This is a genomic window from Pseudomonas putida, assembly GCF_028682455.1.
GTDB classification, from domain to species: domain Bacteria; phylum Pseudomonadota; class Gammaproteobacteria; order Pseudomonadales; family Pseudomonadaceae; genus Aquipseudomonas; species Aquipseudomonas putida_AA.
The window spans coordinates 884,580-904,433 of the sequence record NZ_JANHLD010000003.1; the positions used below are offsets into that span (position 1 = coordinate 884,580).

Below are 19,854 nucleotides of genomic sequence, written 5' to 3' on the forward strand. Positions count from 1 at the left end.
ACCTCGAAGGATCTGCTTCGTCAGATTAGCCTGATTTTTCCCGACAGACGGTAGTAAACGGTTGTCGGTCGATTCCTCGACATCTTGATCACGCGGCGCTGGTCAAGCTGGCGTCGGCGCCACATACTCGGTCATTCCCTGATACACGGAGGTCATTCCATGCGGCGCGTGGTGTTCAATCAGAAAGGTGGCGTGGGCAAGTCGAGCATTGCCTGCAACCTGGCAGCAGTGAGTGCCAATGAAGGCTATCGAACCTTGCTGATCGACCTGGATGCCCAGGCGAACTCGACCCAGTACCTTACCGGGCTCACGGGCGACGACATTCCCATGGGGATTGCCGATTTCTTCAAGCAGACCCTGTCGTCGGGCCCGTTTGCCAAGAAGAACAAGGTCGATATCTACGAAACACCCTTCGACAACCTGCATGTGGTGACCGCCACCGCCGAGCTCGCCGACCTGCAGCCCAAGCTCGAGGCAAAGCACAAGATCAACAAGCTGCGCAAACTGCTCGATGAGCTGAGCGAAGATTACGATCGGATCTACCTGGATACGCCGCCTGCTTTGAACTTTTACGCGGTTTCCGCATTGATCGCGGCAGATCGCGTATTGATTCCTTTTGATTGCGACAGTTTCTCCCGCCAGGCGCTGTATGGCCTGCTGGCTGAGATCGAAGAACTCAAAGACGATCACAACGAAGACCTTCAAGTTGAGGGCATCGTCGTGAATCAGTTCCAGGCCCGTGCCAGTCTGCCCCAGCAGATGCTCGACGAGTTGTTGGCCGAAGGCCTGCCGGTGTTGCCGGTGTACCTCAACAGTTCGGTGAAGATGCGTGAATCACACGAGGCCAACCTGCCGTTGATTCACCTGGAGCCACGACACAAATTGACCCAGCAGTTCGTCGAGTTGCATGCGCTGCTGGAAGAGAACGCCTAGACCACACCGCGGGGCAGGCCCACTCCTACCGGAGGAGCGCGCTTGCCCCGCGATGGCCTTCAAATCCCCTGGCTACGCAGCCACTCCAGCAACTGCTGAAGTGGAAACGCACCGCTCTGGCGCGCCACTTCCCGGCCATTCCTGAACAGGATCAGGCTGGGAATCGAACGAATCCCCAACTGCCCCGCCAACTGCTGATTGGCCTCGCTGTCCAGCTTGGCCAGGCGGCAGCGGCCGCTCAATTGCCTCGCCGCTTGTTCGAATATCGGCGCGAAGGATTTGCACGGTCCGCACCAATCGGCCCACACATCGATCAATAGCGGCAGGTCGCCCTTGATCTGGCTGGGATAGTCGCCCTGTTTGAGCTCGAAAGGTGCGTTCAGCAGTACCGGGCTTTTGCAGCGGCCGCATTTTGGCGCGTCGCCCAGGCGCTCGCCGGGGATGCGGTTCAGGCCGTTGCAGTGGGGGCAGGGGATCAGCAGGGGTTCGGTCATCGGGGGCTCCGGTTGGTTCAGTGGGGCGGCCTTGCATTCAGGATGAGCAGCTGATTTCCAGGTGCTTGCCCCACTCGGGCGGGCGCTCGGCATAGGCTTGCATTCCCGGCTGTTCTTCGAACGGCTTGCATAGCACCTGGTGCAGGCGCCGCACTTCTTCGTAGTCGCCGCTTTGAGCCGCCTCGATGGCGCGCTGGGCCAGGTAGTTGCGCAGGATGTACAGCGGGTTGACGGCATGCATCCGCTCGCGCCGGCCTTCGGCATTGCCGGGTTCACGGGCTACACGTGCCAGGTAGTCCTGCGACCAGCGATCAAAACCTGCCAGGTCGATGAAGTCGTCGCGAACCACGCGCAGCGCGTGCTCGGCGCTCTGGTCGCCCAATTTGCGGAAGAACAGGGTGTAGTCCACCGCGCCCGGTTGCATCAACTGCAACAGCCGTTCGATCAGCTGCTTGTCGTCGTCTTCTGCCACGGTCAGCCCCAGGCGACGGCGCATCAGGTGCAGGTAGTGGGCTTCGTATAGTGGCAGGAACAGCGCCAGGGTGTCCTTGAGCGCCTCGACACTGATGAACGGCGTCAGGGCCTGGGCCAGGGCGCTGAGGTTCCAGTGGGCGATGGGTACCTGGTTGCTGTAGCTGTAGCGGCCCTGGTCGTCGGAGTGGTTGCAGATGAAGTTGGCATCGAAATCGTCGAGGAAGGCGAACGGGCCGAAGTCGAAGGTAATGCCCAGGATCGACATGTTGTCGGTGTTCATCACCCCATGGCAGAAGCCATACGCCTGCCACAGTGCAATCAGCTCGGCATTGCGCTCGACGATGCTGCGAAACATCGCCAGGTACGGCTCGGGCTCGGTCTGGCATTCGGGAAAGTGCAGGCTCAGCACATGCTCGGCAAGCTGCTTTTGCTGCTCGGGCTGGCGGGTGTAGTAGAAGTACTCGAAGTGTCCGAAGCGCACGTGGCTTGGCGCCAGGCGCAACAGCATGGCGGCGCGCTCCTGGGTTTCGCGCCATACCGGGGTGCTCGAACCGATCACGCACAGGGCGCGACTGCTCGGGATGCCCAGGGCATGCAGGGCTTCGGAGGTCAGGAACTCGCGAATCGAGGAACGCAAGACGGCACGGCCATCGCCCATGCGCGAATAAGGGGTCTGGCCTGCGCCCTTGAGGTGCAGGTCCCAGTGCTCGCCCGCGTCGTTGTACACCTCACCCAGCAGCAGGCCGCGGCCATCACCCAGGCGTGGGTTGTACGAGCCGAACTGGTGCCCGGAATACACCATGGCCCGAGGCTCGGCCTCGCTCCACAGTTTGTGCCCGCCAAACAGCTCGGCGAATACCGGGGAGTGCGCTTCGGTGGGGTCCAGGTCGAGCAGTGCCATGGCCGAGTCGCTGGCTACCACCAGGCGTGGTTCGGCGATCGGCTCGGGCAGCACGGAAGTTGAGAACGCATCGCCCAGGCGGGCGAAGCGGTTGTCGAAGGTCAGTTCGTCGAGGGCTTTCAACGGCCATCTCCAGCAGAATATCCGATCATTCTGCAAGGGTATGGCCGTTGGCGTCCAGTCAGGCCGGCTTGGCGGGTGCGTCGTCGCCAGGCTTGCTGGCGTCGGGGACCGGCGGCAGTACGGTCTTGTCCAGGCTTTCGACCGGAACCATCTTGTACTCCTGGCCCTGCATGTTCTTCAGGTAGATCTCCATCTGGCGGAACGAGATATTGATCTTCTGCTTCTTGAACTCCTTGTTGATGAAGCGGTTGATCTCGTCGAGCACCGGGTTGCGGTCGCCCAGATCACGCACATGCATGCGCAGTTCGTGGTCCAGGGTGCTCTCGCCGAAGTTCAGGAAGTAGACAATCGGCTCCGGCTCCTTGAGCACCCGCGGGTTGTCGTTGGCCGCCTTGAGCAGCAGGGTGCGCACCAGGTCCAGGTCCGAGCCGTAGTCGACGCCGAGCTTGAGCGTTACCCGGGTGATGGTGTCGGTCAGCGACCAGTTGATCAGTTGCCCGGTGATGAAGGTCTTGTTGGGGACGATGATGTCCTTGCGGTCGAAGTCGGTGATGGTGGTGGCGCGGATGCGGATCTTGCTCACTGTACCGGAGAGGTTGCCGATGGTGATGGTGTCGCCGATCCGCACCGGACGCTCGAACAGGATCATGATGCCGGAGATGAAGTTGGCGAAGATCTCCTGCATGCCGAAACCAAGGCCCACCGACAGTGCGGCGACCAGCCACTGCAACTTGTCCCAGCTCACGCCCAGGGCCGACAGGGTGGAGACGAAGCCGACGCCGGCAATCACGTAGGAGAGCAACGTGGTGGTGGCGTAGGCGCTGCCCTGGGCCAGATTCAGGCGTGACAGCACCAGCACTTCGAGCAAGCCCGGCAAGTTGCCGGCCAGGGCGATGGTAATACCGATGATCACCAGCGCGCCGAGCAGGTCGCTGAGGCTGATCGGCACCATGCTCATGGCTGCGCCCGTGCCGCTGGTGTACTCGTACAGGGTGATGTTATCGAGGTAGGCCACCACGCTGATCAGGTCGGACCAGACCCAATACAGCGCCGCGATGAAGCCGCCGAGCAGGGCCAGGCGGATCAGGCGCAGGGACTGCTGGTTGACCTGTTCGATGTCCAGGGTCGGCTCTTCGACGATGACCTCGCCATCGAGCCCTTCCTTGGTGGTCTGCTGGCGCTTGCTCAGTGCCCGCTGGTAGGCAAGGCGCCGCGCCGCCACGGCCAGGCCGCGAACGAAGGCGGCCTCGATCACCAGCCAGAACATCAGCAGGTACAGGGTGTCGATCAGGCGGTCGGTGAGCTTGAGCGCGGTGTAGTAGTAGCCAAAGCACACGGCGATGAACAAGGCCACTGGCAGGATGGTGAAGGCCACGCCGACGAACTTGCGAAACAGCGAGGTGTTCTGGTGGGTCGGGCTGCTGAGCAGCAGGCGGCTGAGCAGCCAGGCCATCAGGGCGTAGCAGGTCAGCACCACGCCGATGCCCAGCACATCGTCGGCCAGCGCCGAGGGTTGGTGTTCAGCTACCGCCACCACGCCGACCAGGGCCAGCACCACGGTGCCGAGGCGACGGATCCAGCCGCGCAGGAACTCGACCTGGGGCTTTTCCCAACGGAAATGCAGCTCGGCCACGCCGCCTGGCGCCAGGATCCGGTAGGCGGTGTAGAACACCAGCCATGCCTGGGCGATCTGCAGCAGGGCCGCGCCGAGGTTGGCGTTCTGGCCACGGGCGTCGATCTGCAGGGCCAGGCCGCACAAGGCCAGGCCCAGGCTCAGCGGCATGGCCAGCAGGATATTGACCAGGATTGCCTGGGGTGTGTGCCACTGGCTGTCGCGCTTGAAGTGGCCAACGTCCTGGTGAACCTTGTTCAGGCGGGCATACAGGTACTTGCGTCGCCACAGCAGGGCGCCGATCAGCAGCAACAAGGGCAGGAACAGCAACGGCCGCTGGGTCAGGCCGTCGGCCAGTTCTTTCACGCCGGAGACCCACGGCAGGCTGACCACCTGTTTCTGCAAGCGCTCGGGGACGGCGCGCAGCCATTCGATGTCCAGCGGCTTGTTGCTGGGAATCCAGAACATCTGCTCATCGAGGGTGGTGCGCAGGCTCTGGGCGGTGCTCAGCAATTGCTTCTGGTTCAACTGCAGGGTGATGGATTCATTGAGCAGGGCGCTCAGTTCTCGGTTCAGTCGCTCCAGCAGGTCGCTACGGGTGATCGCCACTTCCAGCAAGGCCTTGCGCAGTTGCGGGGTGACGTCCTCCTGGGGCTGGTTGGCCAGCAGTTTGTCGACATAGCTGCTGGGGCTGCTGATCTGCTCGCGCTGCTGGTTGATCTCGAACTGGTACAGGCGGATATCGGCGATCTGGTCGGCCAGGTCGCGGTCGACCTTCAGGTGCGGCAGCGCCTGCTTTTGCTTGTAGAGGATCTTGGACAGCAACAGGCTGCCCTTGAGCACGCTGATCTGCTCGTCCAGGGCCTGGTCGGCCTGGGTGAGGCTGTCGAGCTGCTGCTTGGTCTTGAGATTCTGCTGGGTGAGCTCGTTGAGGCGGTCGGTGCTGCGCAGCAGGTAGTCCGAGAGCTTGAGATTGGCCGCGCTCTCGGTAGCCAGCAAGGTGCTGCCGCCGGCTTTCTGGGCTTCGAGGGACTGCTCGGTAACGGTTTGCTGCGACTGGGCCAGGCGCTTCTGGTTGATCAGCGTCTGCAGGTCCTGGATCTCTTGCTCCATTCGAGCGGCGCGTTCTATCAACAGGTCGTGCTGACTGTTGCCCAGGTCCTGCAGCAGGCTGTTGCCGGCCAGCTCCTGGCGACGCAGCAGGGTCAGGGCGTTGATTGCAGCGAGCTCGGCGTTGAGCTGGTTGCGCAGGTCGGGCGTCAGCGGCTTGCCGCCATCCTTGCCGATCTTGAGGCTGTTGTTGATCTGCTGGACGCGGGTCTGGTTGGCGCTGATCTCGGCCTGGGCCCGCTCCGGACGGGTCTGAGAGGTGATGGTCAGGCTGTTGGCTTCAGACAGCGCCTTTTGCAGCTCGCCCTGTTGGGTGGTCCGCTCGGCCAGCATCTGCTCCAGCTGAGGCACGCTCATCGCTGCGTAGCGCTGGGCCACGGGGATCACTTTGCTGGCATTGAGCTTGGCCAGTTCGCGCTGGTTCTCGCGGGTCTGGTTCGGTGCATCGCTGAGCTGCTGCTTGAGCGCGGCGAGTTTTTTCTCGCTGTCTTCCTTGTTGCCAAGGAAGGTCAGGGTCTGTTCGAGCACTTGCTGCAGGGCTTTTTGTTCAGCCTCCGGCAGCTTGCGCTCGGCGATCTTGTCGAGGCTGGACTGGATGGACGCGCTGGTCGGCGGTTCTGCCGCCCAGGCGAAGGAGAGAGACAGGCACAGCCCGAGCAGGGCTGCGCAAACATAGATGCGCAGGGACATAGGCAGAAAATTCATGCAACCAGAGGCGAAGTTCGGAGTTTAAAGGAACAGTCCGGGGCCGGGTCGAGTTCCTTCGGGGAATTTGACGCCCACTTTGAGGATCTTGTTCCCTTCCATCACCGCCACCGTCCATAGCGTGTTGTTCCATTCGATCTGGTCGCCGACCACGGGCGCGCCGCCAACCTTCTGCGCAATGAAGCGACTGAGCGGCATATGCGGGTCCTGGCCATCGAGCTGCAAACCGTACAACGCCGCTACAGCCCCCAGTTCTGCGTCACCTTCGAGCACGAAGTCACCAAAGAAGCGCAAGTCCAGGCCGCGCTGCGGTGCCTGGCTGAACAACTTTCCGAGGGCCGGAAGGTTGTGTTCGTGGCCGATCACGCAGAGCAGATCGTCGACTTCCAGGGTGGTACTTCCCGACGGGTGGAGCAGTTGCTGGCCACGAAACAGGGCCGCGATACGGGTGCCTTCGGGCATTTTCAGCTCGCGCAGGGCGGCGCCGATGCACCACTTTTCCGCACCCAGGCGGTAGACGAACAGTTCCCACTCACTGGTGATGTGCACTTCCAGGGCCGAACGAGAAATGGGCGCGGGGTCCGGTGGTACGGTGACTTTGAGCAGCTTGGCCATCCACGGCAGGCTGGTGCCTTGCACCAGTAGCGAGACCAGCACGATGAAGAACGCCAGGTTGAAGAACAGCTGGGCGTCGGGCAGGCCGGCCATCAACGGGAACACCGCGAGGATGATGGGTACCGCGCCGCGCAGGCCGACCCAGGAAATGAACGCCTTCTCCCGACCATGGAAGGCCTTGAACGGCAGCAGGCTGGCGATCACCGAGAGCGGCCGGGCGAAGATGATCATCCACAGGGCCAGGCCCAGGGCCGGCAGGGCGATGGGCAGCAGGTCATGGGGGGTGACCAGCAGGCCCAGCACCAGGAACATGCCGATCTGCGCAAGCCAGGCCATGCCGTCGAGCATGTGCAGGATGCCGTGGCGGCTGCGGATCGGCCGGTTGCCGAGCACCAGGCCGCACAGGTACACCGCGAGGAAGCCGCTGCCGTGCAGGGCGTTGGTGAGCGAGAACACCACCAGGCCGCCAGCGATCACCAGGATCGGGTAGAGGCCGCCGGCCAGGTTGATGCGGTTGACCAGTTGCAGCATCAGCCAGCCGCCGCCCAGGCCCATCAGGCTGCCGATACCGAACTCGCGAATCAGGTGGCCGAGCAGGCTCCAGTGCAGGCCGGTCTGGCCGCTGGCAATCATTTCGATCAGGGTGACGGTGAGGAATACCGCCATCGGGTCGTTGCTGCCCGATTCGATCTCGAGCGTGGCGGTGACCCGTTCGTTCAGGCCCTTGCCGCCCAGCAGCGAGAACACTGCGGCGGCGTCGGTGGAGCCGACGATGGCGCCGATCAGCAGGCCTTGTATCAGGCTCAGGTCGAACAACCAGGCGGCGACCATGCCGGTCAGGCCGGTGGTAATGAGCACGCCCACGGTGGCCAGCGACAAGGCCGGCCACAAGGCCACGCGAAAACTCGCCACCCGTGTGCGCAAGCCGCCATCGAGCAGGATCACTGCCAGGGCCAGGTTGCCCACCAGGTAGGCGGTCGGGTAATTGTTGAAGATGATGCCGCCACCATCCACGCCGGCCAGCATACCGACGGCAAGAATGATGACCAGGATAGGGATGCCCAGTCGCGATGACAGTGAGCTGACCAGAATACTTGCACCTACCAGCAATGCGCCGATCAAGAACAGGCTATTGATGGTGGACGCATCCAAAGGCGGTACTCCGGGGAAAAGCAGAAAGGGGACCGGCTTGAACAAGCAGGTCGCATGCCAACTGATTCTAACCTGAGGGCTTGGCGGGCTGTAAAGCGTTCCTTGCGTTGATCTCAAATGAGTCGCGAGGTGGTGGATAAATGGCGCCCGCTGGCACGTCCAGGGGGTTGAAGTGATGTCCCTTTCAATCGCTCCAAGGGTCAACACCATGCCAGACTTCGCACTTTCACCTATCCAGCCTGATGCCGCCCGCACGTTGCAAGGCATCGCCGAACGCTACAGCGCCAACTTTCCCGAACTTCATGCTTTGGCACGCCAGGCTGCCGGGCAAATCGTGCGCGAGCAACTGGGTTACTGGATGGACCCTGACCGTATTTTCTGGCACCGCTTCAGTGGTGTGATCAGCAGCAACCGCACCTTCACCGGCTGGCGGCACGAGGGTAAGCCTCTGCGCTCGATGACCCTGAGTGAACTGACCCTGCGCCGTTTTCTTGCCGATGAACAGGCCAACAGCGACCTGCTGAGTCTTTACGGTGGCTTCTACAGGGTCGATGCGGCTCATGGCCGATATGACGAAACCTGCGAAATCAGGCTGCTGCCCGCAACGGTGCAGCAGGCGTTCTGGGCGCTGGATTTTCAGTCCGCTTATCTGGCAGCGGTGACGAAATTCTGGGGCGATGGCGGCGGGGATTTCTGCTTGCTGGCACGGGCAGGCTTTCTTGCGGCGGTTGCCCGTGCCCGGTTGCGTCCAGAGGAGTTGGAGGCGTTGTGCGCTGCAGTCGTGCCGGGTGGGGCGCTCCCTGTGGGGCTGCAGCAGTTGCGCACAAAGGCTGCGCCGGCAAGCGTTTCGCCATTGCATCCCTGCCTGTTGGGTGGTTACAGGGCCCGCGACCTGTTTTGGCTGACACTTTCGGGAAGCCGGCAGGCGCTGTATCTCTGCGGTCAAGGTAACAGTGAGTTGCAGGTGTTCGACAACACGGCGCAACTGAACGCCTGGGTTGTCAGGCAAGTGCGTGACAAGTCTGCCCGCGAGCGTTTCATCACCCATATCCTTGGCGATGCAGCAGCGCTGGCCAATCACGGTGACGCCTTGGGCCTGCTTTGTGATCAGTTGCAGAGTGCAACGGTCTTTCTGGTACGTGATCGGCAACAGATTCGGGGGGATGTGTTCGACGCTTTGTACGGCTCGGCCGTTGACCAGATGGTACGAGATGCCCAGGCACGCACCACCTCCAACAGCGCGCTGAGAAAGGCCCAGTGGATGGAATACCTCAAGCTCGCCCCGCGCTTTGCGACGCCAGCAGCCTTGCTCTGGTGGCCGTTTGCGGGGGTGGCGCTGGGCGCCGGTGTCGGCAGCCTGGTCCTGCATGTGGATCAGGCAGTGCGCGCGCCGCTGCAGGCGCAGCGGCGCGCGGGTTGGAGCGCGGCGTTCATTGATGTGCTGTTCATCCTGATCGACTCGCAGATGCTCAGGGCTGCAGAGGTACTCGAAGCGCCGGGACTTGCCGATGCACCGGCACTGCTCCCGGAACAGGGCTACCTGCCCGGTTCGCTTCGCACCCTGCAAGCTGAAGGGCAGGTGGTGCCGGGGCTGGAGGCACCGTTCTGGGATCTGCACATGCGGGCCTCGGCCGATGAGCTGCTGGCGGTGTCGGACCTGGCCCTGGCCCGTCAGCGTGGGTTACTGGTGCATGTGCCACGAGCCGACCTGGATGCCTTCGGCCAGCCGTTTCGGGTGTATTGCGACGAGCTGGGCTTCCATTCGCGCCACATCAAGCAGTACACCCATTCGCCACAGCGCTACAACAACCTGCTGCGCGGGCTGGCGCTGGAAGACGCGCCGGCCGCCAACGTTGCCAGGGTGCATGACCTGGCCGAAGAGCTGGAGCTGCTGGGCGGTGACAACCAGGTACGCCTGTACCGGGTCGGCGTTGGAGGACGAGAGACGTCGGGTGCGTATTGGCGCGAGGGGCGGATCAAGGTCGGCGATTGCATGCTGACCACCGATTTCACCTCGTTTTCGGAGAACCCGTATCTGGCCTGGGAGTTCTTCAACCATCCAACGGTGCCGGTGGGTAGCGCATTCGCAGACGGTGGCGTCGTGTATGTACTGGAACCGGGTGGGGCGCGGTGTGCGGTGCCGGTGGCACCCTTCTCCGACCTGCAGCATGAGGCCGAGTCGGTGGTACTGCCGGGAAGGTATTTGCAGGTGCAGGATATCGCGCAAGTCAGCGGCGAACATTACCGGTTTGTGCAGGTGCGGTTGCGGGCGCTGGAGGCGGGGAACGGGCCGGCGTTTGAGTTGCGTACCGGGCAGCCGTTTGAGCGGGATCACTATGCGCAACGGTTGGGTGAGGCGGGAGCTTCGGTGGTGGAGCGGTTTTTTGTACGGTATTGAACAAGGGATCGCGGGGCAAGCCCGCTCCTACAATGTAGGTAGGAGTGGGCTTGCCCCGCGATGACCTTACGCCTGTTTCACTTCACGCATCGGCTTGCCTTTGACCGGCGCGCCGTTGGCCACGTAGTACTTGGCAGTGCTGCGCGGCAGCGGCTGGCGGCCACGGATCTTGTCGGCGATTTTCTCGGCGATCATGATCGTGGTGGCGTTCAGGTTACCGGTGATGATGATCGGCATGATCGAGGCGTCGACTACCCGCAGGCCTTGCATGCCATGCACGCGACCCTGGCCATCGACCACCGCCATCTCGTCGTCGCCCATCTTGCACGAGCACGATGGGTGGAACGCGGTTTCGGCGTGCTCGCGGATGAACTTGTCGAGCTCTTCGTCCGTCTGCACGTCGGCGCCCGGGCTGATCTCGCGGCCACGGTACGGGTCCAGGGCTGGCTGGGCCATGATTTCGCGGGTCAGGCGGATGCCGTCACGGAATTCCTGCCAGTCCTGCTCGGTGGCCATGTAGTTGAACAGGATGCTTGGGTGCTGGCGCGGGTCCTTGGACTTGGCCTGGATGCGACCGCGGCTAGGCGAGCGCATCGAACCCATGTGGGCCTGGAAGCCGTGTTCCTGTACGCCGTTGCTGCCGTTGTAGTTAATCGCAACGGGCAGGAAGTGGTACTGGATGTTCGGCCATTCGAACTCAGGACGGGTACGGATGAAACCGCCGGCCTCGAACTGGTTGCTGGCGCCGATGCCGGTACCGTTGAACAGCCACTCGGCGCCAATGGCCGGCTGGTTGTACCAGAGCAGCGACGGGTACAGCGAAACCGGCTGGGTGCACGCGTACTGCAGGTACAGTTCCAGGTGGTCCTGCAGGTTCTCGCCGACCCCAGGCAGGTCGTGGACCACCGGGATGTCGAGGTTTTTCAGCAGTTCGGCCGGGCCGACACCGGAACGCTGCAGCAGTTGCGGCGAAGCGATGGCGCCGGAGCAGACGATGACTTCCTTGCGGGCTCGGGCTTCGACGCGCTCTTCGCTGGCGCCGACCAGGTAGGTCACGCCGACGGCGCGCTTGCCGTCGAACAGCACGCGGTCGGTCAGGGCGTGGGTGACGATGGTCAGGGTCGAGCGCTTCTTGGCGGTGTCCAGGTAGCCACGGGCGGTGCTGGCGCGACGGCCTTTAGGCGTGACGGTACGGTCCATCGGGCCGAAACCTTCCTGCTGGTAGCCGTTGAGGTCTTCGGTGCGCGGATAACCGGCCTGCACGCCGGCTTCGACCATGGCGTGGAACAGCGGGTTGTTGCCGGCCTTTGGCGTGGTCACGCTGACCGGGCCTTCGCCACCGTGCCAGTCGTTCGGGCCGATGTCGCGGGTTTCGGCCTTGCGGAAGTACGGCAGGCAGTCCAGGTAGGTCCAGTCTTCGAGGCCAGGCAGTTGTGCCCAGCCGTCGAAGTCCAGGGCGTTGCCGCGGATGTAGCACATGCCGTTGATCAGCGACGAGCCACCCAGGCCCTTGCCACGGCCGCATTCCATCCGGCGGTTGTCCATGTGCGGCTCTGGATCGGTCTCGTAGGCCCAGTTGTAGCGGCGACCCTGCAGCGGGAAGGCCAGGGCAGCTGGCATCTGGGTGCGGAAGTCCATGCGGTAGTCGGGGCCACCCGCCTCGAGCAGCAGGACAGTAACGCCTGCGTCTTCGGTCAGGCGGGTCGCCAGGGTGTTACCGGCCGAGCCGGCACCGACGATGATGTAATCGAATTCCATGGCTTTCTCCGAAAGCAGTTGCGAGCCTCAAGCAGCAAGCCGCAAGAACAGCGGTTGTGCGAGGCTCGCGAATCAATGGGAGCTGCAAGTACCCCTCGGCGCCATGCGCTAAGGGGGCTACTTGTAGCTTGCCGCTTGAAGCGTGTCGCTTCAGAAAACCGAGTTGTATGCACCCAGCTCGACTTGCACCGACTTGATGCGAGTGTACTGAGCCAGCGAGCTCACGCCGTTTTCACGGCCGACACCGGACTGCTTGTAGCCGCCAACCGGCATTTCGGCCGGCGATTCGCCCCAGGCGTTGATCCAGCAGATGCCGGCTTCAAGCTGGTGGATGATGCGGTGGGCACGGCTGATGTCGTTGGTGCATACGCCAGCGGCCAGGCCGAAGTCGGTGTCGTTGGCACGACGGATGACTTCTTCTTCGGTCTCGTAGGAGAGGATGCTCATCACCGGGCCGAAGATCTCTTCCTTGACGATGGTCATGTCGTCACGGCAGTCGGTGAACACGGTCGGGGCCACGAAGGCGCCCTTGGCGAATTCGCCGTCGGTCAGGCGCTCGCCGCCGCACAGCACGCGTGCGCCCTCTGCCTTGCCCTTGGCGATGTAGCCCAGCACGTTTTCCATGTGGGCGAAGCTGACCAGCGGGCCGAAGTTGGTGTTTTCGTCTTCAGGGTTGCCAACGCGGATACGGGCAACGCGCTCGGCAATCTTGGCTTCGAATGCAGCTTTCATCGAGGCTGGCACGAACACGCGGGTACCGTTGGTGCAGACCTGACCGGAGCTGTAGAAGTTGGCCATCATGGCGATGTCGGCGGCGCGATCCAGGTCGGCGTCTTCGCAGATGATCAATGGCGACTTGCCGCCCAGTTCCATGGTGACTTCCTTGAGCGAGGAGCTCGAGGCGCTGGCCATGACCTTCTTGCCGGTGTCGGTGCCGCCGGTGAACGAGACTTTTTCGATGCGCGGGTGCTCGGTCAGCCAGGTGCCGACTTCACGGCCGCTGCCGGTCAGGACGTTGAACACGCCGTCTGGCAGGCCGGCTTCAGTGTAGATCTCGGCCAGCTTGAGGGTGGTCAGCGAGGTGACTTCGCTCGGCTTGAAGATCATCGCGTTACCGGCCGCCAGGGCAGGTGCGGATTTCCACAGGGCGATCTGGATAGGGTAGTTCCAGGCGCCGATACCGACGGTCACGCCCAGCGGCTCGCGGCGGGTGTAGACGAACGAGCTGTCGCGCAGCGGGATCTGCTCGCCTTCGATGGCCGGTACCAGGCCTGCGTAGTATTCCAGCACGTCAGCACCGGTGACGATGTCGACGTAGCGGGTTTCGGAGTACGACTTGCCGGTGTCCAGGGTTTCCAGGGCAGCCAGCTCATCGTTGCGCTCGCGCAGGATGTCGACGGCACGGCGCAGGATGCGCGAACGCTGCATGGCGGTCATGGCGGCCCAGACTTTCTGGCCGCGCTCGGCGCTTTCTACGGCGCGCTCGACGTCTGCTTGGGTGGCACGCTGCACCTGGGCGAGGACTTCGCCGTTGGCCGGGTTGATGGCGTCGAAGGTAGCGTCGCTGGAAGCGTCGACATAACCACCATCAATGTAGAGTTTTTGCAGTTCGAAACGGGCCATAGTGTCCTCGCAAGTGCATTGTGTAAGTGGCTATCCGAGCGTCGCTCCTGCTTTTTGGGCATTTGCGGCGCGTAGTGGTTCAGAGGCCCGTGCTTGTGTGTTCGGGCTCGTCTGCTTCGCCAGTTGTAGATCCATGTATTCGTAGGCGATTTGTTTCGCCTGGTCGGTATCGAAAGCTTCTCCGGACAACGCTCCGCGCAGCCACAGGCCGTCGATCAGGGCTGCCAGTCCACGGGCCGCGGTGCGTGCCTCGGACAACGGCAGGACACGGCGGAACTGGCAGCACAGGTTGGAATACAAGCGGTGATCGTTGATCCGCTGCAACCTGTGCAAAGACGGCTGGTGCATGCTGGAAGCCCAGAAGGCCAACCAGGTTTTCATTGCCGGGCCGTTGACCTGACTGGCGTCGAAGTTGCCTTCGATGATCACCTGCAGGTGGGCACGCGGACTGTTGTCCTTGAGTGCTTGCCGGTTGGCGACGACGTTCTCGCTCAGCACGCTCATCAGGTACTGCATGGTCGCTGCGATCAGGCCGTTCTTGTCCTGAAAGTAGTGACTGATGATGCCATTCGACACTCCGGCCAAACGGGCGATCAGCGCAATGCTGGCGTCACCCATCCCGACCTGGTCGATTGCCAGTAACGTGGCTTCGATCAACTGTTGGCGGCGAATGGGTTGCATACCGACCTTGGGCATCTTGCAAATCTCCTCAGGCCTGCGAGCAGTCGACGAGCGGCTGCCTCGGCGAAGGCCAGTCTATTTTGTTTTGATTGAACGTTCAATCAACAAAGAATAAGCTCTGCGACAATCTGTGCCATTGACAGGCTTTTGCTGCAGTCTGCGAGCACAAATTGGCACCCCAAAAAGACGTGTAACCCCCGGAATACAAGGTGTTGACGGGTGTAAGCGGCGCGTTGGACAGATCTGCCGAGCGGTACTGCACTGCTCGGCCCACCCTCGGGACGGGGTGTCAGGCCTGTTTTTTTTGGGTATTCATAAAAGGTTGTTGATGGTCTCCCGACTCTCCGTTGCTACAACTGCTTTTTGATTTCGAGAAAAGATGTTGACAGTCATGGGGCAAGGCGTTAGAGTTCATCTCAGGTGCTGAACACACCTCTCTAGGCGGAAGCCGCTCCCGAAAGTCAAAGCGGCTTTTTCACGTCCGTAGGTTTTGCGCTGCCTTCCAATGCGGGACAATGCATGCTTATGGCCGGGTGGCGCGCAGCTATACAAGACCCTTCGGGGGAAATCTGCGGGCCGTCCTAGAGCGGTGTTCAAGCGCCCGGCCGCCTCTCTGAACAGGAGGCGAAATTGAACGATCTCTAGGAGGCCATCGTGGCTGCTCAATCCAATCTGCTCCCTCAGGGCGTCGCTACTGACGACACCCCGCACCAGACCTTCAACTTTGACCACTTGCCAGTTCGCACGGTCAACCGTGATGGCGAAATCTGGTTTGTTGCCGCTGATGTGTGCGCGGCACTTGCACACACCAACCCACGGATGGCAGTGTCAAGGCTGGATGATGACGAAAAGGGTGTAAGTAATGTTTACACCCCTGGAGGCTCACAGGAAGTGATGATCGTCAGCGAATCGGGCCTGTACAGCCTGATTCTGACCAGCCGCAAGGAAGAGGCCAAGCGGTTCAAGCGGTGGATCACCCACGAAGTTCTTCCAGCCATCCGTAAGACAGGGGGTTACCAGAAATTCGAAGCCGCGCCCGCTTTGGACGTGACAGACGCCCCGTCCATGAAAGTTATGCGTGAGGTAGCCGACGACTACCTCAATGCCTACTACGAGGCGATCAAGGCAGGCAAAACACGCCACCACATTGATGGCGTGCAGACCGAAGTACTCCAGGCCATCTTGGCCCATGCGCTGATGAGTCAGCGCATGTTGGTGTCCTTCAATTCCATCGGTCAAATGAACTGCCGCCTGATTCCTGGTGATGCATCTGTTGTGAGCTTTGCCAAGGATGACTACTTCGACATTGCCCAGCATGTCCCGATGGAGCGACTGCCTGACATGTTGGATGCGCTGAACAAGCGCGTAGCCTGCCATCTTGGCGCTTTTAGCGAGCGCTTGCGCCGCGACTCTTCGAGGAAACTGGCGTGAGTGATCTGGCCATCCCGCAAACGCTTTTGCACCCGCTCAAAGCTACGGTAGTGGGCTTCCATGAGGAAGAGAACGAATACAGCTTCCAGGTGGAATATCCCGACCCCGAGGTTTGCCCTAACTGCGGGACGTGCGGCGAGGTGGTCAGATTCGGCAAGAAGCAGGTGAAGTTCCGTGACCTGCCGCTGCACGGGCGGTGGGTCACGCTCTGGCTGGTTCGCCGCCGCTTCATGTGCCGGGCCTGCAACACCACGTTCAGCCCGGCGCTGCCGGAGATGGCCGAGAGCAACCGGATGACCCGGCGGCTGGCCGACTACATCATCAAGGCCACGGTGGGCCGCACCAATAGTGACGTGGGCCGTGAAGTGGGTGTGAATGAGTCGGTCATCCGTACCTTGTTCCGCGACCACTTCGAGGCGCAGAAAGACCGCTACAAGCCTACCGCACCCCGCGTGCTGGGCATTGATGAGCTGTACCTGCAGCGCACCTATCGCTGCGTGCTTACCAACATCGAGGAGGAGACCATCATCGACCTGCTGGAATCACGCACCAAGCCACAGGTGACGGCCTACCTGTCGCGTCTCAAAGACCGCAAGGACATTGAGATTGTGTGCATGGACATGTGGAACCCCTACCGCGAGGTGACAAAGGCACTGATGCCACAGGCCACCATCGTGGTGGACAAGTTCCACATTCAGCGCATGGCCAATGAAGCCATGGAGAAGATCAGGAAAAGCCTGAAGGCCGGGCTGTCACAGCATCGCCGCAGGGCGCTCAAGGGCGACCGAAAGCTGATGCTAATGCGCGAGCACGACCTGAACCCGATGAACAGGATGGTGGTCGATACCTGGCTCAACCAATTCCCGGAGCTGGGCGCGGCCTACCGTCTCAAGGAGGAGTTCCTGAACATCTGGAATTTGGAAAATGAGTCTGACGCCAAAGAAGAATACCGGCGCTGGCATTCCAGCCTAACGCCGGAGGAGCGTCCGCAGTGGGCACCACTGACCACAGCAATGAGCAATTGGGAGGCGGAAATCTTCGCCTACTTCGGTAACGGGCAGCGCAACACCAATGCCTTCACCGAATCGATGAACCGGCAAATGAAAGACCTGAATAGGCTCACGCGCAGCATGTCCTTCGAGATGTTCCGCGCCAAGATTCTGTTCTCGGTCGAGCACAAGATGAAGCGCAAGGAAAAGCCCCGCCGGGAATCGCCATTCACTATGGGCTACGGCCTCCCGACAGATGCCAACCTTGCAGGGCGGGCGCCCTCTATGCGCGACATGGGGGCGCCCATTCGTCCTCTGCTGGAGTTCCTGCTGGAGCCTCCCATCAACATCAACCCGATGCCTTCGGCTGAGGGTTAGGAAGCTCCTGCATCAACAGGCTTTTATGAATACCCTTTTTTTTCAACGCATTCGATTCGGGATCACGGTTTTTCAAGGTGCTTTTATAACACCTGACGCAGTGGGGCTATTGCACCAATTGCGCAGGCAAAGGTTGTTTCGTTTCTCTCGCACTGCCCGGAGCCTATGTGCAATGAGTTCTGCCTCCCTAATCAAGACCCCTGCCGAGAGGGTCCGGGTCAATAGCGTGGTGTTCTACACCTCGACGCTGCTGATCCTGCTTCTGACTGCCTTGCTGATTGCGGTTCCCGAAACAGCCGGCCAACTGCTGAGCCAGGCCCAGGCCTGGTTGTCGCGCAGCTTTGGCTGGTACTACATGCTGGTGATTGGCGGCTACCTGCTGTTCGTCATCGTTCTGGCCTTCTCCAATTTCGGCAAGCTCAAGCTTGGCGGCAAGGACGACACGCCAGACTTCAGCTATGGCGCGTGGGCCGGCATGTTGTTCTCTTCCGGCATTGGTATCTCGCTGTTGTATTTCGGTGCATCCGAGCCGCTGGACCACTACTTCAACCCGCCACAGGGTGCGCCAGAAAGCCTGCAGGCGGCTCGTGAAGGGCTGCAGCTGACATTCCTGCATTGGGGCCTGCACGGCTGGGCGATCTATGCCCTGGTCGGCCTGGCCGTTGCCTACTTCGCCTACCGCCACAACCAGCCGCTGGCCCTGCGCTCGGCGCTGTATCCGCTGGTGGGTGAGCGTTGGGTCAAAGGTGCCGCGGGCCATACCGTGGACATCTTCGGCATGTTCGTGACCCTGCTGGGCCTGGTGACCAACCTGGGCATCGGTTCTATGCAGGTGTCCTCGGGCCTGGAATACCTGTTCGGCATGGAGCACAACAACACCAACCTGCTGATCGTGATCCTGGTCATGAGCACCGTGGCGACCATTGCCGCGGTCTCGGGTGTGGAGAACGGCATCCGCCGCCTGTCCAACCTGAACATCATCCTGTTCAGCGGCCTGTTGCTGTTCGTGCTGCTCAACGGCCCGACCCTGCACCTGCTCAACAGCTTCGTGCAGAACATCGGTGACTACCTCAACGGTGTGGTGCTCAAGACCTTCGACCTCTACGTGTATGAGGGCGACGGTGCCAAGTCCGAACGCTGGCTGGGCCTGTGGACCCTGTTCTACTGGGCCTGGTGGATCTCCTGGGGCCCATTCGTCGGCATGTTCATTGCTCGCATTTCCCGTGGCCGCACCGTGCGCGAGCTGGTGGCCGGTGTGCTGCTGATTCCATTGGGCTTCACCCTGGCGTGGTTGTCGATCTTCGGCAACACCGCACTGGACCTGGTGATCAACCACGACGCGGTGGAGCTGGGACGCTCGGCACTGGAGCAGCCGTCGATGTCGATCTACCAGCTGCTCGAGCACTTTCCGGCGGCCAAGATCGTGGTCGGTGTGGCGGTGTTCGTCGGTTTCGTCCTGTTCCTGACCCCGGCCGACTCTGGCGCGGTGATGATGGCCAACCTTTCCTGCAAGGGCGGCAATGTCGATGAAGACGCGCCGCACTGGCTGCGTATCCTCTGGTCGGCGATCATCACGATAGTCACCGTCGGCCTGCTGTTCGCCGGTAACTTCGAAGCCATGCAAACCATGGTGGTGCTGGCCGGCCTGCCGTTCTCGGTGGTGCTGGTGCTGTTCATGTTCGGCCTGTACAAGGCCATGAAACAGGACAGCCAGGTCGAACAGGAGCAGGCTGAGCTGGCTGCCCGTGGTCGTCGCGGTTTCAGCGAGCGCCTGAGCCAGCTGGACCTGCAGCCGACTCAAGCGGTGGTTCAGCGCTTCATGGACAAGCGCGTCAGCCCGGCCTTGAAGGAAGCGGCAGCACAGTTGCAGGTGCTTGGCTTCCAGGTGCAGACACGCGTGGGCCAGTCGCGCGCGGCCATGGGCCTGCGCATCGAGATGGAGGAGGGCAACCCCTTCGTCTATGAAGTGAGCCTGGACGGCTACCTGGCTGCGCCAAGCGAGGCGCCGGTCGAAGGTGAGAGCGAAGTGCGCCAGCGCTTCTACCGCGCCGAGGTGTACCTGCACAACGGCAGCCAGGAATACGACCTGATGGGCTTCACCCCCGATCAGATCACCCGTGATGTGCTCGATCAGTTCGAAAGCCATCGCCAGTTGCTGGGACGTGTCTACAGCTGATAAAGGCTGAATGACCGCAAAGGGCCCTGTTCCAAGGAACAGGGCCCTTTTTGTGTGCGCCAGGCATGGCGCGTTGCGCGTAAGCGCAACCCGCTTGGCTGTGGTGGCCAAGCGGGTGACTTGGAGGTGAAAGTCCTCTACACACCCGGCAAGGGGAAGTGTTAGCCGGAGGCAAGGGTGTCGCGGGTGACCGCGAATCTGAAGGAAGCCCGAGGCAAAATGCTGGCCTGACGAACAGGAAGCGGATAGAGGCGGCACAGCGGGGTGAGGTGGCACAAATCGCCAAAGCCCAATACTTGCA

Annotated in this window: 12 protein-coding genes; 5 read left to right on the forward strand and 7 right to left on the reverse strand. The window is 61.8% G+C overall.

Features of this window, described 5'->3' with window-relative positions; genetic code table 11:
* Positions 1-159 precede the first annotated feature (159 nt).
* Positions 160-933 carry a ParA family protein gene (locus NPS58_RS21200; protein ID WP_274117238.1) on the forward strand — a complete coding sequence of 258 codons (774 nt, stop codon included), beginning with the start codon at positions 160-162 and terminating at the stop codon, positions 931-933.
* A 59-nt stretch (positions 934-992) separates the two neighbouring features.
* On the opposite strand, the gene trxC is transcribed toward NPS58_RS21200, so the two are convergent.
* The 4 genes from trxC to NPS58_RS21220 are packed head-to-tail and all read right to left on the reverse strand — an operon-like array spanning position 993 to position 8,119.
* Positions 993-1,427, reverse strand: a complete 435-nt coding sequence (gene trxC, locus NPS58_RS21205; RefSeq protein WP_274117239.1) for a thioredoxin TrxC — start codon at positions 1,425-1,427, stop codon at positions 993-995.
* A 37-nt stretch (positions 1,428-1,464) separates the two neighbouring features.
* Positions 1,465-2,925 carry a protein adenylyltransferase SelO gene (gene selO, locus NPS58_RS21210; RefSeq protein ID WP_274117240.1) on the reverse strand — a complete coding sequence of 487 codons (1,461 nt, stop codon included), beginning with the start codon at positions 2,923-2,925 and terminating at the stop codon, positions 1,465-1,467.
* Between the two features lie 58 nt (positions 2,926-2,983).
* Complete coding sequence (mscK, locus tag NPS58_RS21215; protein ID WP_274117241.1) at positions 2,984-6,337, reverse strand: mechanosensitive channel MscK; 3,354 nt, start codon at positions 6,335-6,337, stop codon at positions 2,984-2,986.
* Positions 6,338-6,376: 39 nt separating this feature from the next.
* On the reverse strand, positions 6,377-8,119 hold the full coding sequence (locus NPS58_RS21220) for a potassium/proton antiporter (protein ID WP_274117242.1): 1,743 nt from the start codon (positions 8,117-8,119) through the stop codon (positions 6,377-6,379).
* Positions 8,120-8,294: 175 nt separating this feature from the next.
* Here NPS58_RS21220 and NPS58_RS21225 point away from each other — a divergent pair, with 175 nt between their 5' ends.
* Complete coding sequence (locus NPS58_RS21225; protein ID WP_274117243.1) at positions 8,295-10,517, forward strand: dermonecrotic toxin domain-containing protein; 2,223 nt, start codon at positions 8,295-8,297, stop codon at positions 10,515-10,517.
* 66 nt (positions 10,518-10,583) lie between these two features.
* Here the strand turns inward: NPS58_RS21225 and betA are convergent, their stop codons facing one another.
* The 3 genes from betA to betI all read right to left on the reverse strand — a co-directional run bounded on the left by betA (position 10,584) and on the right by betI (position 14,594).
* Positions 10,584-12,275: a choline dehydrogenase gene (betA, locus tag NPS58_RS21230; protein ID WP_274117244.1), complete on the reverse strand. Its 1,692-nt coding sequence runs from the start codon at positions 12,273-12,275 to the stop codon at positions 10,584-10,586.
* A gap of 150 nt (positions 12,276-12,425) precedes the next feature.
* Positions 12,426-13,898: a betaine-aldehyde dehydrogenase gene (betB, locus tag NPS58_RS21235; RefSeq protein ID WP_274117245.1), complete on the reverse strand. Its 1,473-nt coding sequence runs from the start codon at positions 13,896-13,898 to the stop codon at positions 12,426-12,428.
* Between the two features lie 30 nt (positions 13,899-13,928).
* The gene (gene betI / locus NPS58_RS21240) at positions 13,929-14,594 is read right to left on the reverse strand and encodes a transcriptional regulator BetI (protein WP_274117246.1); all 666 of its coding nucleotides are present in this window, start codon (positions 14,592-14,594) and stop codon (positions 13,929-13,931) included.
* 639 nt (positions 14,595-15,233) lie between these two features.
* On the opposite strand from betI, the gene NPS58_RS21245 reads away from it, so the two are divergent.
* From NPS58_RS21245 to NPS58_RS21255, 3 genes are all read left to right on the forward strand, one after another.
* A complete protein-coding gene (locus NPS58_RS21245) occupies positions 15,234-16,010 on the forward strand; it encodes a BRO-N domain-containing protein (RefSeq protein WP_274114620.1) in 777 nt (258 codons plus the stop codon).
* Entirely contained in the window at positions 16,007-17,377 is a 1,371-nt protein-coding gene (locus tag NPS58_RS21250; protein WP_274112684.1) for an ISL3 family transposase, read from the forward strand. Before NPS58_RS21245 ends, NPS58_RS21250 begins: the two co-directional genes overlap by 4 nt.
* A gap of 229 nt (positions 17,378-17,606) precedes the next feature.
* Entirely contained in the window at positions 17,607-19,553 is a 1,947-nt protein-coding gene (locus NPS58_RS21255) for a BCCT family transporter (RefSeq protein ID WP_274117586.1), read from the forward strand.
* The last annotated feature ends 301 nt before the right edge of the window (positions 19,554-19,854 follow it).